The 23,450-nt window shown below is 57.6% G+C and carries 17 protein-coding genes; 10 read left to right on the top strand and 7 right to left on the bottom strand.

The window, feature by feature from the left end:
• Positions 1-101: 101 nt before the first annotated feature.
• The 3 genes from H7849_RS20575 to typA form a co-directional block, all read right to left on the bottom strand.
• On the bottom strand, positions 102-1,046 hold the full coding sequence (locus H7849_RS20575; RefSeq protein WP_186742086.1) for an LOG family protein: 945 nt from the start codon (positions 1,044-1,046) through the stop codon (positions 102-104).
• 6 nt (positions 1,047-1,052) lie between these two features.
• Entirely contained in the window at positions 1,053-1,418 is a 366-nt protein-coding gene (locus H7849_RS20570; RefSeq protein ID WP_186742084.1) for a hypothetical protein, read from the bottom strand.
• A gap of 140 nt (positions 1,419-1,558) precedes the next feature.
• Positions 1,559-3,379: a translational GTPase TypA gene (gene typA, locus H7849_RS20565; RefSeq protein WP_186742082.1), complete on the bottom strand. Its 1,821-nt coding sequence runs from the start codon at positions 3,377-3,379 to the stop codon at positions 1,559-1,561.
• Positions 3,380-3,571: 192 nt separating this feature from the next.
• Between typA and H7849_RS20560 the strand changes: the two genes are divergently transcribed.
• Positions 3,572-4,255: a hypothetical protein gene (locus H7849_RS20560; protein ID WP_186742080.1), complete on the top strand. Its 684-nt coding sequence runs from the start codon at positions 3,572-3,574 to the stop codon at positions 4,253-4,255.
• Between the two features lie 206 nt (positions 4,256-4,461).
• Positions 4,462-5,193 carry a hypothetical protein gene (locus H7849_RS20555; protein ID WP_186742079.1) on the top strand — a complete coding sequence of 244 codons (732 nt, stop codon included), beginning with the start codon at positions 4,462-4,464 and terminating at the stop codon, positions 5,191-5,193.
• A 45-nt stretch (positions 5,194-5,238) separates the two neighbouring features.
• Here H7849_RS20555 and H7849_RS20550 read toward each other — a convergent pair whose 3' ends face one another.
• Both H7849_RS20550 and H7849_RS20545 read right to left on the bottom strand, forming a co-directional pair.
• Positions 5,239-6,513: an ABC transporter permease gene (locus H7849_RS20550; RefSeq protein ID WP_186742078.1), complete on the bottom strand. Its 1,275-nt coding sequence runs from the start codon at positions 6,511-6,513 to the stop codon at positions 5,239-5,241.
• A gap of 97 nt (positions 6,514-6,610) precedes the next feature.
• The gene (locus H7849_RS20545; RefSeq protein ID WP_186742077.1) at positions 6,611-8,038 is read right to left on the bottom strand and encodes a multicopper oxidase family protein; all 1,428 of its coding nucleotides are present in this window, start codon (positions 8,036-8,038) and stop codon (positions 6,611-6,613) included.
• A gap of 192 nt (positions 8,039-8,230) precedes the next feature.
• Here H7849_RS20545 and H7849_RS20540 point away from each other — a divergent pair, with 192 nt between their 5' ends.
• The 8 genes from H7849_RS20540 (at position 8,231) to H7849_RS20505 (ending at position 22,232) form a co-directional block, all read left to right on the top strand.
• On the top strand, positions 8,231-9,034 hold the full coding sequence (locus H7849_RS20540) for a DUF4159 domain-containing protein (RefSeq protein WP_186742076.1): 804 nt from the start codon (positions 8,231-8,233) through the stop codon (positions 9,032-9,034).
• 70 nt (positions 9,035-9,104) lie between these two features.
• The gene (locus H7849_RS20535) at positions 9,105-11,390 is read left to right on the top strand and encodes a glutamine amidotransferase (protein WP_186742075.1); all 2,286 of its coding nucleotides are present in this window, start codon (positions 9,105-9,107) and stop codon (positions 11,388-11,390) included.
• A complete protein-coding gene (locus tag H7849_RS20530) occupies positions 11,387-12,313 on the top strand; it encodes a hypothetical protein (protein ID WP_251106380.1) in 927 nt (308 codons plus the stop codon). Before H7849_RS20535 ends, H7849_RS20530 begins: the two co-directional genes overlap by 4 nt.
• Entirely contained in the window at positions 12,310-14,520 is a 2,211-nt protein-coding gene (locus H7849_RS20525; protein WP_186742074.1) for a peptidase MA family metallohydrolase, read from the top strand. The genes H7849_RS20530 and H7849_RS20525 overlap by 4 nt, the downstream gene beginning before the upstream one ends.
• A 14-nt stretch (positions 14,521-14,534) precedes the next feature.
• The gene (locus H7849_RS20520) at positions 14,535-15,563 is read left to right on the top strand and encodes an AAA family ATPase (protein ID WP_186742073.1); all 1,029 of its coding nucleotides are present in this window, start codon (positions 14,535-14,537) and stop codon (positions 15,561-15,563) included.
• Positions 15,563-16,450 (top strand): DUF58 domain-containing protein, encoded by an 888-nt coding sequence (locus H7849_RS20515; RefSeq protein WP_186742072.1) that lies wholly within the window; start codon positions 15,563-15,565, stop codon positions 16,448-16,450. Before H7849_RS20520 ends, H7849_RS20515 begins: the two co-directional genes overlap by 1 nt.
• Positions 16,450-18,492 carry a BatA domain-containing protein gene (locus H7849_RS20510; RefSeq protein ID WP_186742070.1) on the top strand — a complete coding sequence of 681 codons (2,043 nt, stop codon included), beginning with the start codon at positions 16,450-16,452 and terminating at the stop codon, positions 18,490-18,492. The genes H7849_RS20515 and H7849_RS20510 overlap by 1 nt, the downstream gene beginning before the upstream one ends.
• Positions 18,489-22,232, top strand: coding sequence for a DUF4175 family protein (locus H7849_RS20505; protein WP_186742068.1), 3,744 nt, complete (start codon positions 18,489-18,491; stop codon positions 22,230-22,232). Before H7849_RS20510 ends, H7849_RS20505 begins: the two co-directional genes overlap by 4 nt.
• Before the next feature lie 275 nt (positions 22,233-22,507).
• Here the strand turns inward: H7849_RS20505 and H7849_RS20500 are convergent, their stop codons facing one another.
• Together H7849_RS20500 and H7849_RS20495 are read right to left on the bottom strand one after the other, a co-directional pair.
• A complete protein-coding gene (locus H7849_RS20500; protein ID WP_251106826.1) occupies positions 22,508-22,711 on the bottom strand; it encodes a hypothetical protein in 204 nt (67 codons plus the stop codon).
• A 376-nt stretch (positions 22,712-23,087) separates the two neighbouring features.
• On the bottom strand, positions 23,088-23,450 hold the full coding sequence (locus H7849_RS20495) for a hypothetical protein (RefSeq protein ID WP_186742066.1): 363 nt from the start codon (positions 23,448-23,450) through the stop codon (positions 23,088-23,090).

Below are 23,450 nucleotides of genomic sequence, written 5' to 3'. Positions count from 1 at the left end.
AGCCATGAACATTCCCTTCCGCAGACCGAGAGGGGAGAAACATCGGTAAGTTCCTTTGTTGTAGGAATTTGCGGAAAAATAGGGGGAGGGCCGAACAGAGTCTAGCGACGGGTCTTGGCAATATCCGGCATCGCGCTGTCGTCCGAGTCAGACGGCTGAGCATCGGCCACAAGATGGTTCTTCGTCAGCCCATCCTTCAGAATTGCAAACGCCTCCTCGGGAGTATCGGCGTAATGGAAGAGGTCCCGGTCGCGCGGCGAGATGGCTCCTTTATCAACCAGCACATCCAGATTCAAAACGCTATTCCAGTACGAAGACCCATACACGACCACGGTGATCTTTTTAGCTAACTTCTGCGTCTGCGCCAGGGTTAGCAGCTCGAACATCTCATCAAGTGTGCCGAAACCACCGGGGAAGACCACCAGCGCCTTCGCCAGATACGCAAACCAGTACTTGCGCATGAAGAAGTAGTGAAATTCAAAGTTGAGCGAGGGCGTGATGTACGGGTTCGGTTCCTGCTCGAAGGGCAGCTTGATATTCAGCCCAATGGTCTTGCCGCCAGCTTCGCGGGCTCCGCGATTGGCGGCTTCCATAATGCCAGGGCCTCCGCCGGAAGTAACAACAAAGCGATAGCGCCGTGACTGCAGCGACTTGCTCCACTTGGTGAGCATGTAGGCGAGCTTGCGGGCGTCCTCGTAGTAGCTGGCCATTTCGACGGCAGCTTCGGCGCGCCGTTTGCGCAGCTCACTGGTCTCACCCTGTTCCAGTTCCTGCTCGTTCGCCGGCTGCTCTTCCGGTGGAGCGGGTTGTTGCGAGCCCGTGTTCTCCAGTAGTTCGAGATCGCGATTCGCCTCGTCGAGCGCGCGAAAACGGGCTGACCCGAAGAAAACGACCGTGTCCTGAACCCGCTCGCGGCGGAATCGTGACAACGGTTCGGAATATTCGGAAAGGATGCGAATGATACGGCCCTCAGGGCTATTCAGGAAGGCTGGGTTTTCATATGCCAGTGCCGCGATCGCCAGCGGAGATGGGTTCTTGTCCGTCATCAGTGTTTAAGGTTCACGATACTCGATCGCATCGCTGACCGCGATCCAGATATTCAGCAGCCCCAGCCCCGAGACGATACCGCGAACAACCCCGTTTGCCGTGAACCACGCGATCTGCGGAATAAGGCTGAAGAGATGATTTTCGTCCCACAGATGCGTCCACGGCAACGCCACCACAAGCAGGCCGAGGTAGAGCCGCACAACAACACGCAGGAAAAGATCGACCCGCCGCAGCCAGACCGGTGTGCGATGTTGCTCGACCAGTAATTGTGGCGCAGGTTTCGGAGCAGGTTCGGCCGAGCCGTGTGGTGCGTTGGACGAAAACAGGTTCGGCTGATGCGACATGCGTTTCGAGTGGGCAGCGAAAGGCAAGCATGCCCAAACTGCTCTTTCCAAAACAGTAACACAAGCAGAGCTAAGGGCTCAGATCGCAGGCCAGAGATATGGAAAACTCCGTGGGAAGAACTGGAGCAGCCGGTCCGGTTGCTCCAGCTAAAAATCCTGAACGCGACCTACTGCGCAACCGGCACCGCATGCCGCTTGGGACGCCGGTTCGCCTGCAAAATCTTTTTGCGCAGGCGCAGCGATTTCGGCGTGACCTCGACCAATTCATCATCGGCAATGAATTCGATCGACTGCTCAAGATTCAACAAACGTGGCGGCGCTAGCCGAATCGCATCATCTGCGCTGGAGGCGCGCATGTTGGTGAGCTTTTTCTCGCGAACCGCGTTTACGTCAAGATCGTTGTCGCGAGAGTGCTCGCCGACAACCATCCCTTCGTATGCTTCAGCTCCCGGTTGCACGAAGAGCACGCCGCGGTCCTGCAAGCTGTCGAGCGCGTAGGCCGTGACTGTTCCGGCGCGATCGGAGATGAGCGCGCCGGTAAGGCGCTGCGGAATCTCGCCCTGGTACGGAATGTATCCGTCGAAGAGCGAATTCATCACGATCGTGCCGCGCGTTTCGGTGAGCATTTCGCTGCGCAGTCCGATCAGCCCGCGGCTGGGCACGCGGAATTCAAGCCGCACGCGACCCGAGCCGTGATTGTGCATCTTGGTCATCTCGCCCTTGCGAGGCCCGAGGCGCTCGATAACAGTGCCGATAAAGGTCTCCGGAATGTCGATGGTGAGATGTTCCACCGGTTCCATCACCTTGCCGTCAATCGTGCGCGTCACAATCTCCGGACGGCCCACCATCATCTCGTAGCCTTCGCGGCGCATCATTTCGATCAGGATGGCAAGCTGCAATTCGCCGCGTCCCATCACCTTGAAGCTGTCCGGGCTGCCTGTATCTTCAACGCGAATGGACACGTTGGTGAGCAGTTCCTTCTCGAGACGCTCACGCAGATTGCGCGAAGTTACAAACTGGCCTTCGCGACCGGCAAAGGGAGAGTTATTGACAGAAAACTGGATGGCAATCGTCGGCTCGTCGATCACAATGGCCGGAAGCGGCGCAGGATTCTCAATGCCCGTGATGGTTTCGCCAATGGTGATGCCTTCAACGCCGGCCACGGCGACGATGTCACCGATCTCGGTCGCCTCGATGTCTACCCGCTTCAGCCCGGCGAAGCTGAACAGTTTGGTGATGCGTGTCTTCTGCAACGAGCCGTCTCGCTTCGAAATATTGACCTCGTCGCCGGTACGCAGTGTTCCATTAAAAACACGGGCAATCGCAAGGCGACCAAGATAATCGGAGTAATCGAGATTCGTAACAAGAATTTGCAACTCCCCATCCGCATCGCCGCTTGCTGGTGGAATGGTGCTCAGGATGGTTTCAAAGAGCGGTTGCAGATCCGCGCCCGGCTTGCCGATTTCCGTGCTGGCCAGACCAAGTTTGCCGTTGGTGTAGAGTACCGGGAAATCCAGCTGGTCTTCGGTCGCGTCGAGGTCGATAAACAGGTCATACACTTCGTTGAGCACTTCCTGCGGACGCGCATCGGGCCGGTCGATTTTGTTGATGACCAGGATGGGCTGCAGCTTTGCTTCGAGCGCCTTGGAAAGAACGTAGCGCGTCTGTGGCAGTGGACCTTCCGAGGCATCGACAAGCAGAATGACGCCGTCGACCATTTTCAGGGCGCGTTCGACCTCGCCGCCAAAATCGGCGTGGCCTGGCGTATCGACGATGTTGATTTTTGAATCCTGGTAATAGATTGCCGTGTTCTTGGCCAGAATCGTGATGCCGCGCTCACGTTCGAGATCGTTGGAGTCCATTACGCGCTCGGCAACCGCCTCATTGGCGCGGAAAGTTCCCGCCTGTCGCAGCATGGCGTCCACGAGCGTGGTTTTGCCATGGTCGACGTGGGCGATGATGGCGATATTGCGAATCGTGGTGCTCATGGGCGCAGGTTTCCTCTTCTCTTCGTAAACCGGTGTAGGTAAATTTTGTGGGTTGCCGCCTGGCTGGGTTGGGGAGGCAGCAGGAACTTATTCCTTTACATATCTTATCAGCAGCGGTTGAATGAAGCCGGATTGTGCGCCAAAACCCCGGCGCAGAGCCGCCTGACTTGAAGCGAGCAAGGGGGTATTCCCATGAAGAAAAGCTATCTGTTTCCGTTCGCGGCTATGATCGCCATCCTCCTCAGTCCCGCGGTCGCGCATGGTCAAGATGCCTCCGGCAATACAACCGGACGCATAAACATGGTCAGCGCACGCACGTGGCTCAGCAAAGACCTGGATACGAAAAAAGCCAGGCCAGGCGATCTTGTGATCCTGAAACTGATGGAAGAGGTGAAGATTCCTGACGCACCCAGCCTGCCCGGGAACACAGTGCTGGTTGGCCATGTAGACCAGGTCCAGCCATCGGTGGACAAAGGCGACTCAATGATTCAGGTCACTTTTGACAAGGCGCAACTAAAAAACGGTCAGCAAATCCCCGTCAAAGCCACGATCATTCGGGTATCGCCTCCGGCTACTCTTACCGATCAGGCCAGTCCTTCGCTGGAGCCTCACATGCCGATGGCGTCTCAGAGCGGAGTTACCGGCACAAGGACTCCCAGCGGTTCCACTCCAATGGCGGCTCCAACCGGACAGGCAAGTAGTTCCGAGCCGACGAATCAGCCAGCATGCCAAATTGCGGGAGTTGAGTTGAAAAGTGACATCCATGATGCCGTCTCGGGAACCTTCACTTCGAAACGCCGCAATATTCAACTGTCGGGCGGCACGCTAATCCAGCTTGCCATTGCAGTAATCCCGGCCAATACAGACGTTCGCTGACGAGCGACGCAATAGGCTACCTCTTTTCGGGCCCTGATTGCGGCGATTCCACCTTGCTGATTTCGTGACACGACTCGAAGCCGTTTCTATTTCGTCATTTACGCCCACCTTCAGTTCATGTCGTGAGTGCTTTCTTTCTGTCTAGGCAACGCAATCCCGCTCGTAGGTGTTCCCACAAAGAAGGGTTCTTGAAAGGAGATCGGTCGATGAAGGAAATGAAAAATGCCTGGATTCTGACCGCCGTGCTGGCGTTGGCTGTGTGTCCAATTGCCGGACGCGCCCAGGATGCATCATCCGCCCCTGCGACGACGGATAGCGCTCCAGAAAAAAAGATCGACATGGTAGGTGCTCGCGCGTCGCTGAGTAAGGGGATTGATGCCAAGAAAGCGAAGCAGGGCGATGCTGTAACGGCCAAGCTGCAGGATGATGTGAAGATCCCGGACTCGGTGGATTTGCCAAAGAATACCGTTTTGCTGGGTCGGATTGACCAGGTGCAGCCATCTGAGAATAAAGGCGATTCTTCGGTGCAGGTGACCTTTGATAAAGCTCAGCTGAAGAATGGACAGCAGCTCGCCATCAAGGTCACCATCATGCAGATTGCCCCTCCGCCAAGCGCGATGAGAAATCAGGAAAGCGCTTCTGCTGCGGGCGGTACTCCATCGATGCCTAGCTCTCCAGCGCCATCAGCGCCAAGTGGCTCAGGGGGAGGAATGCAGCCGGCTCAGTCGCAGCCTGCGCCGAGTATGGCGCCAAGCGCGTCAGATTCCTCGCAACCGCAGCCTGCGCAGCAGGGCATTGCCGGCGTCCAACTCCAGAGCGATATCCATCAGTCCGATTCAGGGGTGTTCACCGCAAAGAAGAAGAACGTTCATCTCGACGACGGTACGCAGCTCCAGATGGCAATTGCTGTCATTCCGCCAAACACACAGCTCAAGTAACGCGTAGATGGCCAGCAATGCTGGCCATTTCTCAACTATTCGCGGCTACTCGTATTTGAGCGATTCGACAGGGTCAAGCTGCGCGGCGCGATTTGCAGGCAGCGTTCCGAAAATCACGCCGACCAGCGTCGAGGTCGCCAGCGCGATGATGATGGACCAGCCACCGATCGGGATTCTATAGTCGGTTAAGACACGGATGGATATAGGAATCGCGAGACCCAACACCGTTCCGACGATGCCTCCGCTGAGCGAGATGAAGATGGCTTCAATCAGGAACTGAAGCTTGATTTCTCGGGCGGTGGCGCCTAGCGCTTTGCGAATCCCGATTTCGCGAATGCGCGAACGTACGGTTGCGAGCATGATGTTCATGATGCCCACGCCGCCGACGGCGAGCGTAACGGCTGTCACTAGCGAAAGAACTACGGTGAGAGCATTCGCGATCAGCGCCGCTGTCGTCAGAAGCTCAGTCAGCGTACTGGCTTTGTAAACGGAATTCTTCAGGTGACGCGCGCTCACTACTTGAACAATCTGGCGAGATGCTTCTTCCACGTCATTTTTGTCGCGAATCGTGAAGAAAATCTGTTTGACGTTGTCGGTCCCGGTGAAATATCGGGCCACGGAATAGGGAATAAGAATCGTCTGATCGGCGATCTCAGACTGCCCAAAGGTATCGACACTCTCTTTAAAGGTCCCGATGATTGTGAAGGGCATGCCGCTGAGCTGAAATGTCTGATTGAGCGCAGCATCCTGGCCGCCAAACATCTCCTGCGCGAAGATCTGCGTGACGACGGCCACTTTAGTGTGGCTGATTTCGTCCTGGTCGTCGAAGAACCGCCCGGATACTACCTTGAGATTTCGCACCTGACGGTACTGCGGGCTGACCCCCAGAACCAGCAATTGTTTTTCAAGGCCACTGATGCTGATGCGGTCGTGCATCTCAAGCATCGGCGAAGAATACATCACGGCGGGCACCTGCTCTTCCACAGCCCGTTCGTCTTCGCGTGTCAGGTAATCATTCTGAAAGTTGTTGATCGAGCCTGTGCCACCGCCCGAGTACTCGATATACACCATATTGGTGCCGATACTCTGCAGCAGGTTGAGGATGTATTGTTTTCCGGTGAGCCCGATGGTGGCCACCAAAATGAGCGAGGCCGAGCCAATGACCATGCCGAGCGCCGTGAGAATGAAACGCACTTTACTGGCGCGAAAGCTGTCGATTGCCAGCTTCACAATCTCGCTCAGGACCATGGTGCGCTTGGCGCTCGCCAGGGTCTTTTCAAAGGAGACTCTTGACGCTATACGTGTCCCGACTGGATTCATCGAAGTGTCTCACCGCCGGCTGCGGTTGTCCTCAGAATATTGATCTATGGTACGCGCAAAAGGTGGCAAACGTCGCGATCTCTATGCCGAACCTGAGTCAAGCGGACTGAAACAGCGCCTTGAAACCATAGTCCATGTGCTGCTGAATGTGACAGTGGAAGAGTGATAGGCCGGGTTGATCCGCGGTGAAGTCAACGACGGCTCGACCGTAATAGGGGACAACGACAGTGTCCTTCATGATGCCGGCGGTCTTCTTGCCGTTGATTTCGACGAGCTCCCACAAATGCCGATGCAGATGCATGGGGTGGGCGTCGTCGGTGCGGTTGCGCATCACCAGACGGTAGCGAGTGGCCTGCTGCAGCACGAACTCACGCTCATGCGGGTAGGGCTTGCCATTGATGAGCCAGGAATTGAATTTGCCGTAGCCCCGAGGAATTTTCTCGAAGATCATCTCGATGGTCTGTTGCGGGGCGGGTGAACTGGAGGTTGCGGTCCCAAAGATGGTGTAGTCCCAAGGTGCTCTCGGCGGGTCAATCCATTGTGGCTTATGGTGCTGTCCGGTGTACTCCACTGCGACGCCGAGGCCGGATTCGCGGATCATCTTTTCCGTCGAACCGAGAATCCAGACGCCAGGATTGTTCAATTCAACGACGACATCAATACGCTCGCCTGCGCCGAGAAAGATGGAATCGAGCGCTTTCGGCGTCGGCACCGGGTTGCCGTCCATCGCGACGACCTTCATTTTGTGACCGGCGAGCGCGATGCGCCGGTTTTCAATGGCGCTGGCATTGAGAAAGTGAATCAGCAGCCGTTGGCCCTGGCGGACTCGGAGCGGTTCGCCGGAACCGAGCGCCTTGTCGTTGATGGAATAAGTCAGGGAGCCGACTTCGAGGCCGTCAGGATTGGTGTTTAATGTCTCCGGCTTTTCCAGCAGAGGACCGTTATGGGTGTCATCATCATCGTCTTCCATGACGCTGGTGAAGAACGGCTCCCAATCGCGCAAGGCGAGGAAGAGTTCCTGATCATACTGCCCCGGGTTGTTGCCGCCGTCGACATAAACAAAGCCGAACTGGCCGGTATATGCGCCTTTGTGCAGGTTATCCATCGCCATGGCGTGCGAGTGATACCAGCGGCTCCCGGCCGGCCCGGGTGTGAGCTGGAAACGGCGGCGGCCATGCGGAGGCACGACGGGCGAGCCTTCTTCCTCCGTGCCATCTACCTCGGCGGGGATGAGCATCCCGTGCCAGTGCACTAACTCGGGCGTGTCAGTATCGTTGATGACGTCCACGCTGACTGGTTTACCCTCGCGCATTCGCAGCACCGGACCCGGAGCGGATCCGTTGTAGCCGATTGTTGAGAGGATGTGCGAGCGGTCAAGCTCGACGGTCACGGGAGCAATACGCAGCGTGTAGTCTGCTTTATCCGGAGATGCAGCCGGACTCGTTTGGGAGAAGAGTGGCAGCCGCGTTGTCCCTGCCTGCGCCAGGGCCAGACCGCCGAGCTTGAGTAAGTCGCGACGTTTCAAAGACCTACCTCACAGACCTGCCTCATAGATCTGACGCTTGCGCAGGTTGCTTCGTGCCTCGATCGTCTCACGCGCAAAAGCGACCAGACAAGGGCGCGAACGTGACAAGCAGCCCATCGGTTTCGTCTATTTAGACAGCGCGGTCGGTATTTCTGGTACTCTCGCCCCACAGCTCCCTTTGCGGAGGTCCGAATGAAGTTCTCGCAGATCGCATTGGTGTCAGCGGCGATTGCTGGCTGCTGCGTGGGTCTGCGGGCGTACCAACGGGTTGCTGATTTCGGCTTCGGCAATGACGACTCTCCGGTCAACGTGAAGGCGGAATTCTATTGGTCGCGGCTGGCTTACACAGTAAACATGCAGAACTTCGGCGGTTACAGCCACTGGGGCTATTGGGGCCGCTTTGCCTGGTCCCGCGACTATCCAAAAGCCGATCGCCAATTTCTTATTGCCATGCACCGGTTGACCCGCATCGATGGCCGCCCGACAGAGCAGGTGGTCACGCTCGACAACGACGAGATCTTCAACTACCCGTGGATTTACGCGGTGCAGGTGCAGCTATGGTCCTTTAATGACGCGGAAGCCAAGCGGCTGCGAGAGTACCTGCTCAAAGGCGGCTTTCTGATGGTGGACGATTTTCATGGCACCGAAGACTGGGAGAATTTCATGAACGGCATGCGGCAGGTGCTGCCTGACCGTCCAGTCGAGGACCTTGCCAGCGGCGACGAAATCTTCCACACACTCTACGATGTGGATGACAAGATGCAGATTCCGGGCGAGCAGTGGATTCGTACCGGACGCACCTATGAGAAAGACGGTTATCAGCCCAAGTGGCGTGCGATCCGCGATGACAAAGGGCGGATCATGGTGGCTATTTGCCACAACATGCACCTGGGCGATGCGTGGGAGTGGGCCGACGATCCGAACTATCCGGAAGCGTTCGCATCGATGGCCTTTCGGGTGGGGCTCGACTACATACTCTATGGCATGACTCATTAGATTCGCCCGTAGTTCAGAGGCGACCGAAGTTGCAGCAGATACGCACGAGTTTATTCAGGGCCCAGCGTGAATGTTTCAATTTCTCTTCAAATATCCGAGCCCGGTCTTTACTAAAGGACGCCTTGTGCTGCTCTCAACGTGGCCCAAATGGCTGCTGCCGGTGCTGATCGTCGCGTTCGCGGCAGGCCTCGCCCTGCTGGTGCGCAGAAGACTGCGCGATGCTACGCCGAAATTGCAGACCTGGCGCGCATGGGCTGTATGGGGTATGCAATCGGCGCTCGTGGCGCTCATTCTGCTGTTATTGTGGCAGCCCGCAATTACCGTGTCGGCGCTTAGTTCGCAACAGAACATCATCGCCGTGGTGGTGGATGACTCGCGCAGCATGGCAATTGCGGACAGCAACGGCAAAACGCGCGAGGCAGCGGCTGTAGCCGCACTTCAGGAGGGCATGCTTGCCGGATTGCAGCAGCGCTTTCAAACCCGCCTTTATCGGCTTGGCAGCGGAGTTGCCAAGATTGATGGGCTAAGCGGCGTTGCGCCCACAGAAGGAGCAACGCACATCGGAGATGGGCTGAAACAGCTTGCTCAGGAGACGGCAGACCTTCCCATTGGTGCGATCCTGTTGCTCAGTGACGGCGGGGAGAACACTGCCGGAATGGGTGGATCGGGGATAGGAGTAGATGCCCTGCAGTCGCTGCGCAATCGCCGCTTGCCTGTCCATACGGTAGGATTCGGCAATGTGGACCGAGCGCACGACGTGGAACTGGAAGATGTGAATGTTGCTTCCAGCGCTATCGTGAATGCGCGACTGACTGCGACGCTCAGCTTGAAAGAGCATGGCTACAGTGGCCAGAAGGCAATGCTCACTGTGCGCGATGGGGACAAGACGCTCGCGGCGCGCGAGGTGACGCTGGCGCCCAACGGAGTCCTGCAGACGGAACAGGTTTTCTTTTCCGCTGGTGCGGCTGGTGCAAAGAGTCTTCAGTTCCGGATCGAGCCATTGGCCTCTGAGGAAAACCTTAGCAACAATACGATGAGGCGACCAGTGCTGGTAAGCGATGCCAAGCGGCGGATTCTGTATGTCGAAGGCGAACCGCGGTGGGAGTTCAAATTCATTCGACGCGCGGAAGATGATGATCCAACCGTGCAGGTCGTCTCGATGCTGCGTACGAGCGAGAACAAGATCTATCGGCAGGGTATTAGCGATCCCAGCGAACTGGCAGATGGTTTTCCCGTTAGACCGGAGAATCTGTTCGGTTATGCAGGCATCATTATCGGTTCTGTCGACGCTGACTACTTCACGCCGCTGCAGCAGGAGTTGCTGCGTGAGTATGTCGATCGACGCGGCGGCGGTGTCCTCTTTCTTGGTGGCCGCTCGTCATTGAGCGACGGCGGTTGGGGCGCGTCGAGCATGAACGATCTCCTGCCGACCTTTCTTCCCTCGGGTCGCAACAACTTCCATCGCAATTCTGCCAAGGTGGAACTCACTGCGGCAGGTGTGGACTCGCCCATTACGCGGTTGCTGGACGATCCGGCAAAGAATGCTGAACGCTGGAAGAAGCTCACCTATCTGGCCGACTACGAAGATGCGGGTTCTCCCAAACCAGGTGCTACGGTGCTTGCGCAAATGGATGTGGGGCACCGCAAGCTGCCGATGCTGATTACGCAGAGTTACGGTCATGGACGCACTGCAATCATGGCGACCGGCGGCACATGGCGCTGGCAGATGAGTGAGGCGTTGGGCGATCCGTCCCACGATCTCTTCTGGCAACAGCTTCTGCGCTGGCTGGTTGCGGATTCTCCCGGTCCCGTGACTGCATCTATGCCGGGGCGTGTACTGATGGATGAAGGACATGTGCAAATTTCGGCGCAGGTGCGTGACCGACAATTTCAGCCAGCGGCTGATGCACACGTTATAGCCCACATCGTAGGGCCGGAAAGCGCGAATGCGTTGATCGACCTCACCCCATCGCGGGATACTCCGGGTTCGTACCAGGCGGAGTGGACCGCGGAAAAACCAGGTGCCTATCTGGCGGAGGTTACCGCTGAGTCGCGAGGAGCACAGCCGCAGGAACTGGGTAGTGATGTACTGACCTTCCAGCGTGAGGATGGCGTTGCCGAGAATTTTCATACGGAGCAGAATCGGTCGCTGCTTGAGCAACTCTCATCGCAAACAGGTGGACGTTACTGGGATCCTTCCGATCTGAAGAATTTGCCGCGTGATATTGCCTATTCCGAAGCAGGCATTTCCGTTCGCACCACGAATGAGCTGTGGAACATGCCGATCGTCTTCGTGCTGCTGCTGGGGCTGCCGATAGCCGAGTGGGTATTGCGACGCAAATGGGGTGTTGTGTGAGACGCCTGCGGTTTGTCATGGCTGCATTTGCGCTTACTCTTCAAGCCCACGCGGCGGTGTATTACGTCACGGTGGCGGGACTGGGCGGGGAGCCGGATTACGAGCAACGTTTCACGGCGGCGGCGCAGGATCTGGATAAGGTATTCAAGGCTGGCGACGCAACCGCGCACGTCTACACACTCACCGGCGCACAGGCCACGTCACCCCAACTAAAAGAAACTCTCGGAACTGTCGCGCGCGAGGCCAAGGCAGACGACGACTTTGTACTCATACTCATCGGTCACGGTTCCTTTGATGGCGTCGAGTACAAGTTCAACCTGGTGGGACCGGATGTCACGGCTGGCGAGATCGCGGCAATGTGCGATCGCATTCAGGCGAGACGTCAGCTGATCGTTGATGCAACCAGCGCGAGTGGCGGGGCTATTCCAGCATTCGAGCGGCCGGGGCGTGCTGTGATCGCGGCGACAAAATCAGGCACGGAAAAGAATGCCACAGTCTTCGCGAGGTACTGGGTCGAGGCGTTGCAGGACCCTGAAGCCGATACGGATAAGAGCGATTCCATCAGCGCCATGGAAGCCTTTATCTACGCGACGAAGAAGACGGCAGCCTTTTACGACTCGCAGAAGCGGCTCGCGACCGAGCACGCAGTCTTTGACGACACAGGCAGCGGCGCGCCGGTTCGCGAAGCCAGCAACGGTCAGGGTGCGCTCATGTCGAGCTTCACGGTGCTGCGTATTGGCTCAAGTCAGCAGGCGGCAAACGATCCGGCGAAACGCATCTTGCTGACAAAAAAGGAGGAGCTGGAACAGAAGATCGACACGTTGAAGTATCAGAAAGCGGCGATGGATCCTGACGACTACAAGAGGCAGCTGACGGCGGCATTGCTGGAGTTGGCGAAGGTCCAGGAGGATCTCGACAAATGAAACACCTCGCCCCAGGTCTTCTTTTGCTGCAGATGTGCGCATCGACAGCATCCGCATTTGCGGGAGCACCCGCAGAGTGCTGGTCACTGCGTAAGCACGGCCATCGCACGGAGGCACAGGCATGCTTCGAGCGGTTCACCCACAGCAACGATGCGTACGCCCGCGCCGAAGGCTTCTGGGGACTGGAAGAATGGCAGCAGGCAAACGAACAGTTCCGCCTGGCTACGCAGCCGGATAATAGTAGCGCTCTTTACAAAGTGCGTTGGGGAATGTTGCTGCACGAGCGTTTCAACAATCGCGAAGCAGCTGATCTCTTCCGCGAAGCGCTGGCAAAAGATCAATTGTTTGCTCCGGCATATCTGGGGCTCGCGATTGTTTCTGCAGACACATTTGACGGCAAAGCGACGGCGTATGCGGCGAAGGCCATTGAGCTTAATCCGAAGCTGGCTGAAGCACACGAGCTGATGGCTAGTCTGGCGCTGCAGAATGACGACCGCGATGCGGCTGTCGCTGAGGCGGATAAAGCGATCGCGCTCGAAGATGATGCACTGGATGCGATGGCGGTTCACGCGGCTGTTGAGTTGCTCGCCGATCGTTCTCCCGATGCATGGTTTGCGAAGATTACGGCAGTAAATCCGGGGTACGGGCAAGCCTATGCAGACGTAGCGGACCAGCTCGAGCTGCATTACCGCTACGAGGATGCAGCAACCTATTATCGGAAGGCAATCGAAGCTGATCCCCGGCTCTGGAGTGCCCATTCGGCGCTCGGCATCGACCTTATGCGGCTTGGCAAAGAAGACGAACCGATGAAGGAGCTGGGGCTGAGCTACGACAACGGCTATCGCGATGCTGCGACGGTCAACAGCCTGCGCTTGCTCGACAGCTACAAAAACTTTGTAACCATTCGCGATGACACCACAATCCTGAAGTTGAAGAAGACTGAGGCCGGCCTGTTGCAACCGTACATGCAATCCGAGTTGCACACGATCATCGCGACTTACGACAAGAAGTACCAAATGAAGTTGCCCGCCCCGGTGCAGGTGGAGGTTTATCCGGACCATGAGGACTTCGCCGTGCGCACGACGGGCATGCCGGGACTCGGTGCACTGGGCGTTACGTTCGGAGAAGTCGTCGCCATGGATAGCCCATCGGCGCGCAAGCCCGGAGATTTCAACTGGGGTTCGACACTGTGGCATGAGATGAGCCATGTTTACGTTCTTACCGCCACGAATCATCGCGTGCCGCGTTGGTTCACCGAAGGGCTGGCGGTGCATGAAGAGGGCGAGCACTCATCGGAGTGGGCCGACCGGCTCACACCGGACGTTCTGGTCGCCGTTCGCGATAAGAAGCTGCTGCCCATCGCCAAGCTCGACCGCGGTTTTGTTTATCCCGACTACCCGTCGCAGGTCATCGTGTCGTACTTTCAGGCGGGCACCATCTGCGATTTTGTGAAGGAACGTTGGGGTAGCGAGAAGCTGCTTGCGATGATTCACTCCTACGCTCACCTGAAAACGACGCCGCAGGTGGTGCAACAGGATCTGGGGCTGACGCCGGAGGAGTTTGATAAGCAGTACCTTGCGTGGATGGACAAGAAGTACGGCGCGGAGGCCGCACGCTTCAACGATTGGCGCGAAAAGCTGAAGGCGCTTGTGGCAGCATCCGAACAGAAGCAGTACGACACTGTACTGGTGCAGGGGCCCGCAACGTTGGCGATGTATCCCGAATATGTAGACGACGCGAATGTGTATGAGTTGTTGGCGGATGCGCACAGGGAAAAAGGCGACTCGAAGGCTGAAGCGGCGGTGCTGACCGCATATGAACACGAGGGTGGTCAGGATCCGGCGATCTTGAAGAGGCTCGCGACACTCGAAGAAGGCGCGGGCCAACAGGCTGAGGCAGCGGCCACGCTCGAGCGCGTGAACTATATCTATCCAGTCAAAGATGAGGAGTTGCATCGCCGGCTTGGTGATCTCTTGTATGCGCAGCAGCAATATGACGGTGCGATCCGCGAATACGCGGCAGTCGTGGCTTCGGGTCCGCTGGACAAGGCCGGCGCGGAATTTCATCTGGCACAGGCATACCTCGCGGCAGGACAGAAGGACAAGGCTCAGGAAAGCGTGCTTGCGGCACTGGAAGCTGCGCCTGGCTACCGTCCGGCGCAGAGGATGTTGCTGGAGTTGAATCAGGCATCACAAAAAATGAACTGACGAGGACAGGACGCATGGCTATTTTTGCCGAGCTGAATTCGGATGCAGCGGAACTCCAACAGCGGGTAGAACGCTTCCACGCAGTGCATCAAGGCATCCTGAAGCAGGTGCGGGAAGTGATCGTGGGCCAGGATGAGGTATTGGAGCAGGTACTGATCGCGCTCTTTGTGGGCGGTCATTGCCTGTTGACCGGCCTGCCCGGCACAGCCAAGACCCTGATGGTGCGGACGATCGCCGAAACTCTCGGTCTTGAATTCAGGCGCATTCAGTTCACGCCTGACCTGATGCCGTCAGACATCACAGGCACGGACATTATCGAAGAAGACTTGGCAACCGGCCATCGCAAGTGGACATTTGTGAAAGGCCCCATCTTCGGCAACATTCTCCTCGCCGATGAGATCAACCGAACACCTCCGAAAACTCAGGCTGCACTGCTTGAGGCCATGCAGGAGCATTCGTGCACGGTGCGCGGACACCTCTATCAGCTTCCGGCGCCATTCTTCGTGCTGGCAACCCAGAACCCGATTGAACTCGAAGGCACATATCCTCTGCCCGAGGCTCAGCTAGACCGTTTCCTATTCAATGCAATTCTGGATTACTTGAGCGCCGAGGACGAACTCAAAGTCGTCGATATGACAACGACCACGCGTATCCCACACATTGAACCGGTAACGTTGGCTGAAGAACTTCTCGATTTTCAGCAACTCGTACGCATGGTGCCAATCGCTGACACACTCGCGCGATACGTAGTGGGCCTTGTGCGCGCGACGCGACACAACAGCGGGAGCGCGCCTGACTTCGTGAAGAAATATGTGAACTATGGAGGAAGCATCCGCGCCGCACAGTTCATTGTGTTGGCCGCGAAGGCGCGAGCACTTACCCGAAAGCGTTATCACGTTACCTACGACGACATCACGTCGCTGGTGGTTCCGGTACTGCGACACCGCATCCTGCTGAATTTCCACGCCGAGTCTGAAAGGATCGACGCGGACGAGATTCTTAACCGGCTCATCGCGCAGGTGCCACGGCCAAAGGAGAGCTGATGCAGCGTTTCCTCGATCCCAGGGTTCTGGCCGGCATCTCCTCGCTGGACTTGCTGGCAAAGACGGTGGTGGACGGCTTCGTCGCCGGTTTGCATCGATCGCCGGACTTCGGCTTCAGTCAGGAGTTCGCTGAGTATCGCGCTTACAGCCCCGGCGATGATCTTCGCCATGTGGACTGGAATCTATTCGCGCGCACTGAGCGCTGCTATCTGAAGCGTTATCGCGGCGAGACAAGCAGCCAGGTGACAGTGCTGCTCGATGCGAGCAACTCGATGCAATACACATCCGGACCGCCGTCGAAGATGGACTACGCGCGCTTCATGGCTGCGTCGCTCTTCTATCTCGCGATTCGCAATCAGAGAGATGCTGCTGGCCTGATTGTTTTCGACGATGAGGTTCGAGATTATATCCGACCATCAACGCGGCAAGGCCAACTGATGCGTCTTCTAGCCGGACTAGAACGCGCTGAGCCACGGGCGCGGACGGATTTCTCCAAGCCGCTTCGCCATTTCCAGGCTCTGTTGCACCGGCGCGGCATCGTCATCGTGATCTCCGACTTTTACGAGGAGCCGGACACAATTGTGCGCATCATCGAGCCACTCCGCTTTCACGGCAACGATGTGGTTCTGTTTCACATTCTCGATCCACAGGAGATAAGGCCCGAACTGAAGGGACCAGCGATCCTTGTTGATCTTGAGACCGACCGAGAGATGGAGGTGATCCCCGAATTCACGAAGACAACTTATCGCACGAAGATGCAGACACATATCGAGCAGCTTCGCTCGCGCACGCGAGCAGCGGGAATGGACTATCACCTGCTCGTTACTGATCAACCACTCGACACAGCATTGCGCGAATATCTTTCGCTGCGGCACGCGGGGAATTGATGGGCTTTCTGGCGCCATGGTTTCTTACAGGCCTGGCAGCGCTAGGCGTGCCGGTCTTTGTGCATCTGCTGCGCAAGCACGTGACTACGCCGCGACCGGTGAGTTCACTGATGTTCTTCGAACGTGGTATTCAGAGTTCCACGCGGCATCAGCGCTTACGATATTTGCTGCTTTTTGCGCTGCGATCCGCACTGCTCCTGCTGGTAGTGTTCGCCTTTGCGGAACCGTTTGTGCGGCGCGCAGCAACGGGCGCCAATGAACACGAATTGCTCATCGTTCTGGATAGCTCGTTCAGTATGCGCGCGGGAACGAGATTCGCCGACGCAAGGCAGCAGGCGCTCGCTTTGCTGGCCGCGAAACCTCCATCGCAGAAAGCGCAAGTGATTGCGCTCGGGGGGCAGATCGAGATGCTGACGCAACCGATCTCCGATGAAGCACAGCTGCGCTCGGCTCTCGAGAGCATTCAGCTCGGAGATGGACATGCGAACTTCGGCGAATTGGGGCGAACTATCCGTGCGATGGCGGACACATCGCATAGGCCTATCGATCTGCATCTGTTCAGCGACATGCAGCGTACGGCCATGCCTGCCAACTTTGCCGACATGATGTTGCCGCCAAACGCGACACTCGTGCTCCACGATGTGGCGAAGGGCACGGCTCCACCCAACTGGACAGTGGAGCGAGTGACCGCACCGGCTGAACTCGCAGATCCGAAAGACCCGAAGCGATCGCGCGTGCAGGCCGTGGTGGCTGGTTTCGGCACTCCTGCGGCAGAGAAGACTGTATCGCTGGTGATCAACGGCAAGGCCGTCGCAACTCGAAACGTGAAAATCCCAGCCGATGGGCGTGCGACAGTCGAGTTCGCTCCCGTTGATGTGGGGTATGGCTTCAACCGGTGTGAGGTACGGCTTGAGGGAGGCGACGCCTTTCCCGCCGATGACGCAAGCCTCTTCGTAATTCGCCGGTCGGATCCGGAGCGGGTGTTGTTCGTGCATGCTTCGAACGATATCCGGTCTGCGGTGTACTTTGGCGCTGCGCTGGCTGCCGCAGGAGCAACGTCATTCCTGTTGCAGTCGGTGACTGCAGAGCAGACGACGGACCTGGATCCTTCAAAGTTCGGTTTTGTGGTCCTGTCAGATGCTGGAACGCTGCCGTCGATTTTTGAGCACACGCTGGCGCAGTATGTAGCCAAAGGAGGAGGCGTTCTCATTGCCCTCGGCACGAACGCGGGACGACGTGCGCGCATTCCGCTTTGGGGAGCTGATGCCAGGGACGTGCACGACTACGCTCACACCGGGGCCGCCGCCTCGGTCAGTCAGGTGGACTTCACTTATCCCGCGCTCGCGCAGGAGCAACCTGGGCACGACAATGGAGGCTGGGCGGAGACAAAAATCTTCTATGCTGCATCCGTCGATCCGGGACAGGCCCGCGTAGCGGCCCGTTTGAGTGACGGGACGCCGCTTCTGCTGGACAAGCAGTCGGGTGAGGGACATGTGCTGCTCTTAACCTCGGGACTGGAAAATCTGACGAACGATTTACCGCTGCATCCTGTTTTTGTGGCGTTTGTGGACAAGGCCGCTCGCTACCTTTCAGGGCACGAGCGATTGAGTGGATCCCAGCTCGTGGATTCGTTTGTGCAACTTCGCTCCGCTACCGCTCCAGTCGGCGAGGTTGCAAACGTAGAAGTCATCGATCCGGACGGGCGCCGGCCCCTCTCACTCAGTGAGGCGAGGACGGTGCAAACTTTTCGGCTGCAGCGCGCCGGCTTCTATCAGGTTCGATTTGCAAATGGACGCGATGCGGTGATTGGCGTGAATCCTGATCGTCGCGAGTCGGACCTGCAACCAATTGCACAGGATGTGCTGCAACTGTGGAGTGGAAACAACGCTGGCGGCGTGCCCGTACAGGCGGCCGTCGTTGATGACGTCAAATATCGCCGCGTGAATCTGTGGTGGTACGTTATGCTGCTTGCATTGGTAGTGGCGCTGGCGGAGACGGCGCTTGCCAGCCGCTACATAGGTACGCAGCGGGAGGAAGCATGAGCAGGCGGGATGAGCTCAATTCCTACATTGCTCGACTGCAGCAGAGATTGCGGCTGGGCGCGTGGCTGCGTGGCGCGGCTCTCTTTACGGGAACGGCGCTCATCGTCACGGTTGCGCTCGTGCTGCTGCTCAATCACTTAGCCTTTCCATCGCAAGGAGTTGCAGGAGCACGTCTGGCACTCTTCGCCGCCCTTGCCGCAACCGCAGTGCTTGGCATTGCCCTCCCGCTCATCCATCTCACGCGGACGCATGCCGTGAGCCAGACTGAAGCGGCATATCCTGAATTCGATCAGCGACTCACGACATTCCATGAACGCGAACGCAACGGCAGCGACCCGTTTCTGGAACTGCTGGCCGCCGATACACTGTCGCAAGCGCGGAATGCGGAGCTGTCTTCCCTGGTTCCGAATAACCGGCTCTTTGCGCTGAGCGGTGCGGGACTTGCGTGTCTTGGCGTGCTCGTGTGGACGATCGCCGCAGGCCCGGGGTATCTGGGTTATGGCGCTTCCCTCCTTTGGACTGGACCGAAGAAGGATGCAACTCCGTTTTACTCGATCGTGGTGACGCCCGGCGACGTTGCCGTGCGGCGAAACGCTGATCAGCTGATTACCGCGCGTGTCCTCGGCATGAAGCCGGAAAAAGCACAGATCTTCGCTCACTACCAAAGCACAACCGCATGGGAACCGGTGACCATGCAGGCGCAGCCGGACGCGGGCGGCGCAGCAACATATCAATTCGCCTTTGCGGGACTGCCGGAGAACGTTGAATACTACGTGGCGGCCGGTCCGCTGGTTTCACCACACTACAAAGTGCGTGTCGTCGATCTCCCTGCTGTGAAGGGCATCCGCGTGACCTACCAGTATCCGAAGTGGACCGGATTGAAGCCCATCACCGAAGAGCATACCGGCGACCTGCGCGCCATCGAGGGAACGGATGCGGCGATCGAGATTGAGATGGATCATCCTTTGAAGAATGGTCAGCTCACGCTCGATGACGGTCACGCAATTCAGCTGAAGGACGGCAGCGGAAACAAGTACCAGGGCACGATCCACATGACAAAGGATGGCGCCTATCATCTCGCCGCCACCGATGAAGGCCAATCTGTAAGGTTGTCTGAGGACTACTTCATCGCCGCGGAACAGGCGACGCCCCCGGAGGTTGCCATCAGTCGCCCAGGCGGCGATTACCGCGCCAGCCCGATCGAAGAGGTAACGGTCGGTGTAAAGGCAGCGGATCAATTCGGGCTCAATGATGTGCATCTGCATTACTCCGTAAATGGAGGCCCGGATCGCGACGTGAGCCTGCTCAAGGCTCCAGGAGAAAAGAATGCCGACGGTTCTTACACGTTGCCGCTCGAAGATTTCAAGCTGGTGCCCGGCGATCTGGTAAGTCTCTATGCAACCGCAAAGGATGGTCATGCCGAGTCGCGCACGGATATCACCTTCATCCAGGCTGATCCGTTCGAGCGCGAGTTTTCGCAGTCGCAGCAAATGGGTGGTGGCGGAGGAGGCGGTGGCGGTCAGAACAACCAGATTGAAATCTCTAAGCGCGAAAAAGAGCTGATTGCCGCAACCTGGAAGCAGCAGAACGACAAGTCTGCAACTCCGAAGGATTCCGCGGCGCAAGGGCAATTCCTCTCCGAGGCCCAGCAGAAACTGCGCGACCAGGTAATGGCGCTCTCAGCGCGCATGGAAAGCCGCGATCTCTCTGAAGCGAACGAAGAGTTCAACGGTTTTGAAAAAGATATGCAGACGGCAGCCGCAGCTATGGCTCCTTCCGCAGACAAGCTGAAGGCAACGCAGTGGAAGGACGCCATTCCATTGGAGCAGAAAGCGCTGCAGGCGCTGCTTCATGCCGAGGCAACTTTCCGCAAGATTGAAGTTGCTTTCGGGCAGCAGGGCGGCGGGGGCGGTGGCGTCAACAGCGCAGGACGCGACCTGGCCAGCCTCTTCGATCTTGAGCTGGACACTGAGAAGAATCAGTATGAGACGGCGCAGAGCACGTCTCCGGCAGAGCAGCACCAGAAAGACGTAGAGGATGCGCTGGCGAAGCTCGATGCTTTGGCCCGACGGCAACAAGATTTGGCGAACCAGCAGCAAAATCCGCAACAGAACTTTCAGGAGCGTTGGCAGCAGGAGATGCTGCGACGCGAGGCCGAGCAACTGCAGCGTCAACTGGAGCAGCTTGCGCAGAACAACCGGGGCCAACAGCAGAACGGACAGCAAGGCTCAAGTGGAGCGTCTTCCTCAGGACAATCTGGTTCGCAGCAGCAAAGTGCATCGTCGCAGAACGGATCTCAGACGTCACGGCAACAACAGCAAGCAAGCGGCCAGTCTGGCTCGCAAGGCTCCTCCCAAAGCCCCTCGCAAAGTTCAGACCAGCGCATCGAGCAGGCTTTGAGCCGTCTGCGCCAGGCAGGCGAGGCGATGAAGCGCAGCGGCAGTCCTCAGCAGGGCACCGATGCGGCGCGTCAGGCCGCTGACCAACTGCGCGAGGCGGCAAATCTGTTGGGCGGCACACAGCAGCAGATGGCATCTGGTAAATTGAACTCTCTCTCGCATGAAGCCGACCGGTTGACGCAAGAAGAACGGGCACAGTCAGACCGCATCAACAAACTCACTGGTCAGCAACGCGACGATGATGCGACAGACGACGCGGCAAATAGCCAGATGGATCGGGATCGCATGATGGAGCAGCTTCGGCAGCGCAATCAACTGGCCGGCGAACGGCAGCAACTCTCCGATGATCTGTCGAAGCTGCAGAGGAACCTTCGTGACACGGCGCGTGAGGTGGCTCCGAACCAGCCCGGTGTCTCGCAGAAGCTGCGTGATGCACTGGCTGAGATGGACCAGTCCGATCTCGACAACCACATGCAGAGAACAGCCGACTGGCTGCGGAGCGGGATCAATCCCAACACGAACGGCACCGAGACCGAAATCGCACAGGGACTACAAAAATTGAGTCAGCAGCTTCGGCAAGCGCAGCAAGCCATGGGACAGGAAAAGCCCGGGCAGGGGCAGGAGAAAGCCAGACAGAATAGCGGCGCGGCACCTGGAGATGAGACAGCCATGTTGAATCAGGTAGAGCGACTGCGCAGCCAGCTTGAGGCGATGAGTGGAGGCCAGCAGCAGAGCCAGAATGGTCAACGCGGTGGGCGTGATCCCAACGGGCAGCCATACAGTAGGGGCCAGGAGCAGCGTGCCGGAGGACAATCAGGTCAAAGACAACAGGGCCGCTTGCAACGAGAAGGCTCTTCCGGCGAGCCAACGCGCAATCAATCGGGTCCAAGTGGTGATGTACGCTACGGCAGTGGAACTGCCGCAGACGGCGCTGTATTGGGCAACATCAACACTGGCGACAACCGCTATGGCCAGGGGATTCATCACGACATTCCAATGGATGCCTCTGGCAATCCTGCAGACAACGAACGCTTCTACCAACAAGGCGTGCGCGAGCTGAATCAGCTGCGCCAGATGGTGCAAAACGACCCGCAGGCTGCGAAAGAAGTTCAGGACCTGGCGCGACAGATGCAACGACTCGATCCCAAACGCTTCCCCGGCAATCCCGAAATCGTGGAGCAAATGCACCGAGACGTTCTTAGTTCCCTTGATCGCATCGAATTGCAGTTGCAGCGCGACGATGCCTCGACACAAGCGCGCACCGGCAAGCCCTTCTCGATTCCAGACGGATATCAGGATTCAGTGGCCGAATACTATAAACGGCTTAGCAAGAACCCCTAATCACAGCATGCAATCTGCCGCCAAAGTGGGTGAAGCGAAAGCGGAACTCGTCTACAATGAAGTAACACAAGCACTTCACTCACGCGGAGGGATGTGTGAGTGGTTGAAACAGGCGGTCTTGAAAACTAACTCGCTCCAGCCTCTGTTAAATGGATTCAATGAGTTAGGTCGGAATAGCAGCCTGATATTCGGGATAAATCACACAGTTCGGAAAGAATTGTGCAACCAACTGTGCAACCGCTTCCGCTGCTAACCAATTGATCCGCTGGAATCACTCACAAACGAGGGTCTACCGGTTCGCTTTCGAGAGCCAGAACTCCAAATACGCACTCATGGGTGCGGCGTAGCGTCCCGCTACGGACGAACCGCTCCAACGCCTCTATCCCGAGCGCAAGTTCACGGCTGGCCAGCGACCGCTTCGCGCTGACTCCCCGAGAACGCAGGCGTTCGAGATTCTCGGGCAGCAGACATAGCAGCACCAGTGCCAACAATGTCGGACTCGGGGATCATCCCCACACTTCTGTATGTAGACCGTCAAGGCATGACGAAACAGGTTCTGCTTCGTCCCAACGACAAACCTGCCTTCGCTGTGCTATGCTTGGCGGAGAATAAAAAGCGAAAGATAGGATTTCGTTCCGGATTTCGCGAAGTACGATCTGTCAGACCCTTTTACCCCGTTGCGTCGTGGTGAAATGCGCTGGAGCCTTGCTCTCGCGCAGTGGAGTCATCCACAAAAGGTACGAACAGTGCCTCAGGGTCCAAAGTTAGATCGGGAGAAATTTAGCAAGGCAGCAGTGGGAAGCGGCGAAGCAAAGAGCTTACGCGGATTTCGCAGAAAGACCATCCTGATCGAGATCAGGGAATTCCTCGTAACCGAGCCGGAGATTTCGGCAGATCCAATAGGGCCGGATTCTTGGGCTTCCGACGAGGAGTCTTCCTGAGATCAGGGCTGATAAACACAGTGCGAATGCAGAGAACTAGTAGACCGGCTACCTCGCCGATCGTAGCGCCGCCGAGCCAGAGTAAGACATTCGTAGGCAGGTCAAAACCACGCACCCTGAAACCCTGCAGGAAAAAGATTCCCATCGTGGCAAGCAGCAGGAATCCAAATGCGCAAAGCAAAAAAATCAGAACAATGTTGCGCAACCGCCACGTTTCGGCTTCGACTCTTGTTGTCCAGCTTTTCGGAGTCAGCCGGATTTCCTGCTTAAGGTTCAT

Source organism: Alloacidobacterium dinghuense (genome assembly GCF_014274465.1).
GTDB classification, from domain to species: domain Bacteria; phylum Acidobacteriota; class Terriglobia; order Terriglobales; family Acidobacteriaceae; genus Alloacidobacterium; species Alloacidobacterium dinghuense.
Note: the sequence above shows the minus strand (reverse complement) of the source record. Positions and strands in the feature narration are given on the sequence as shown.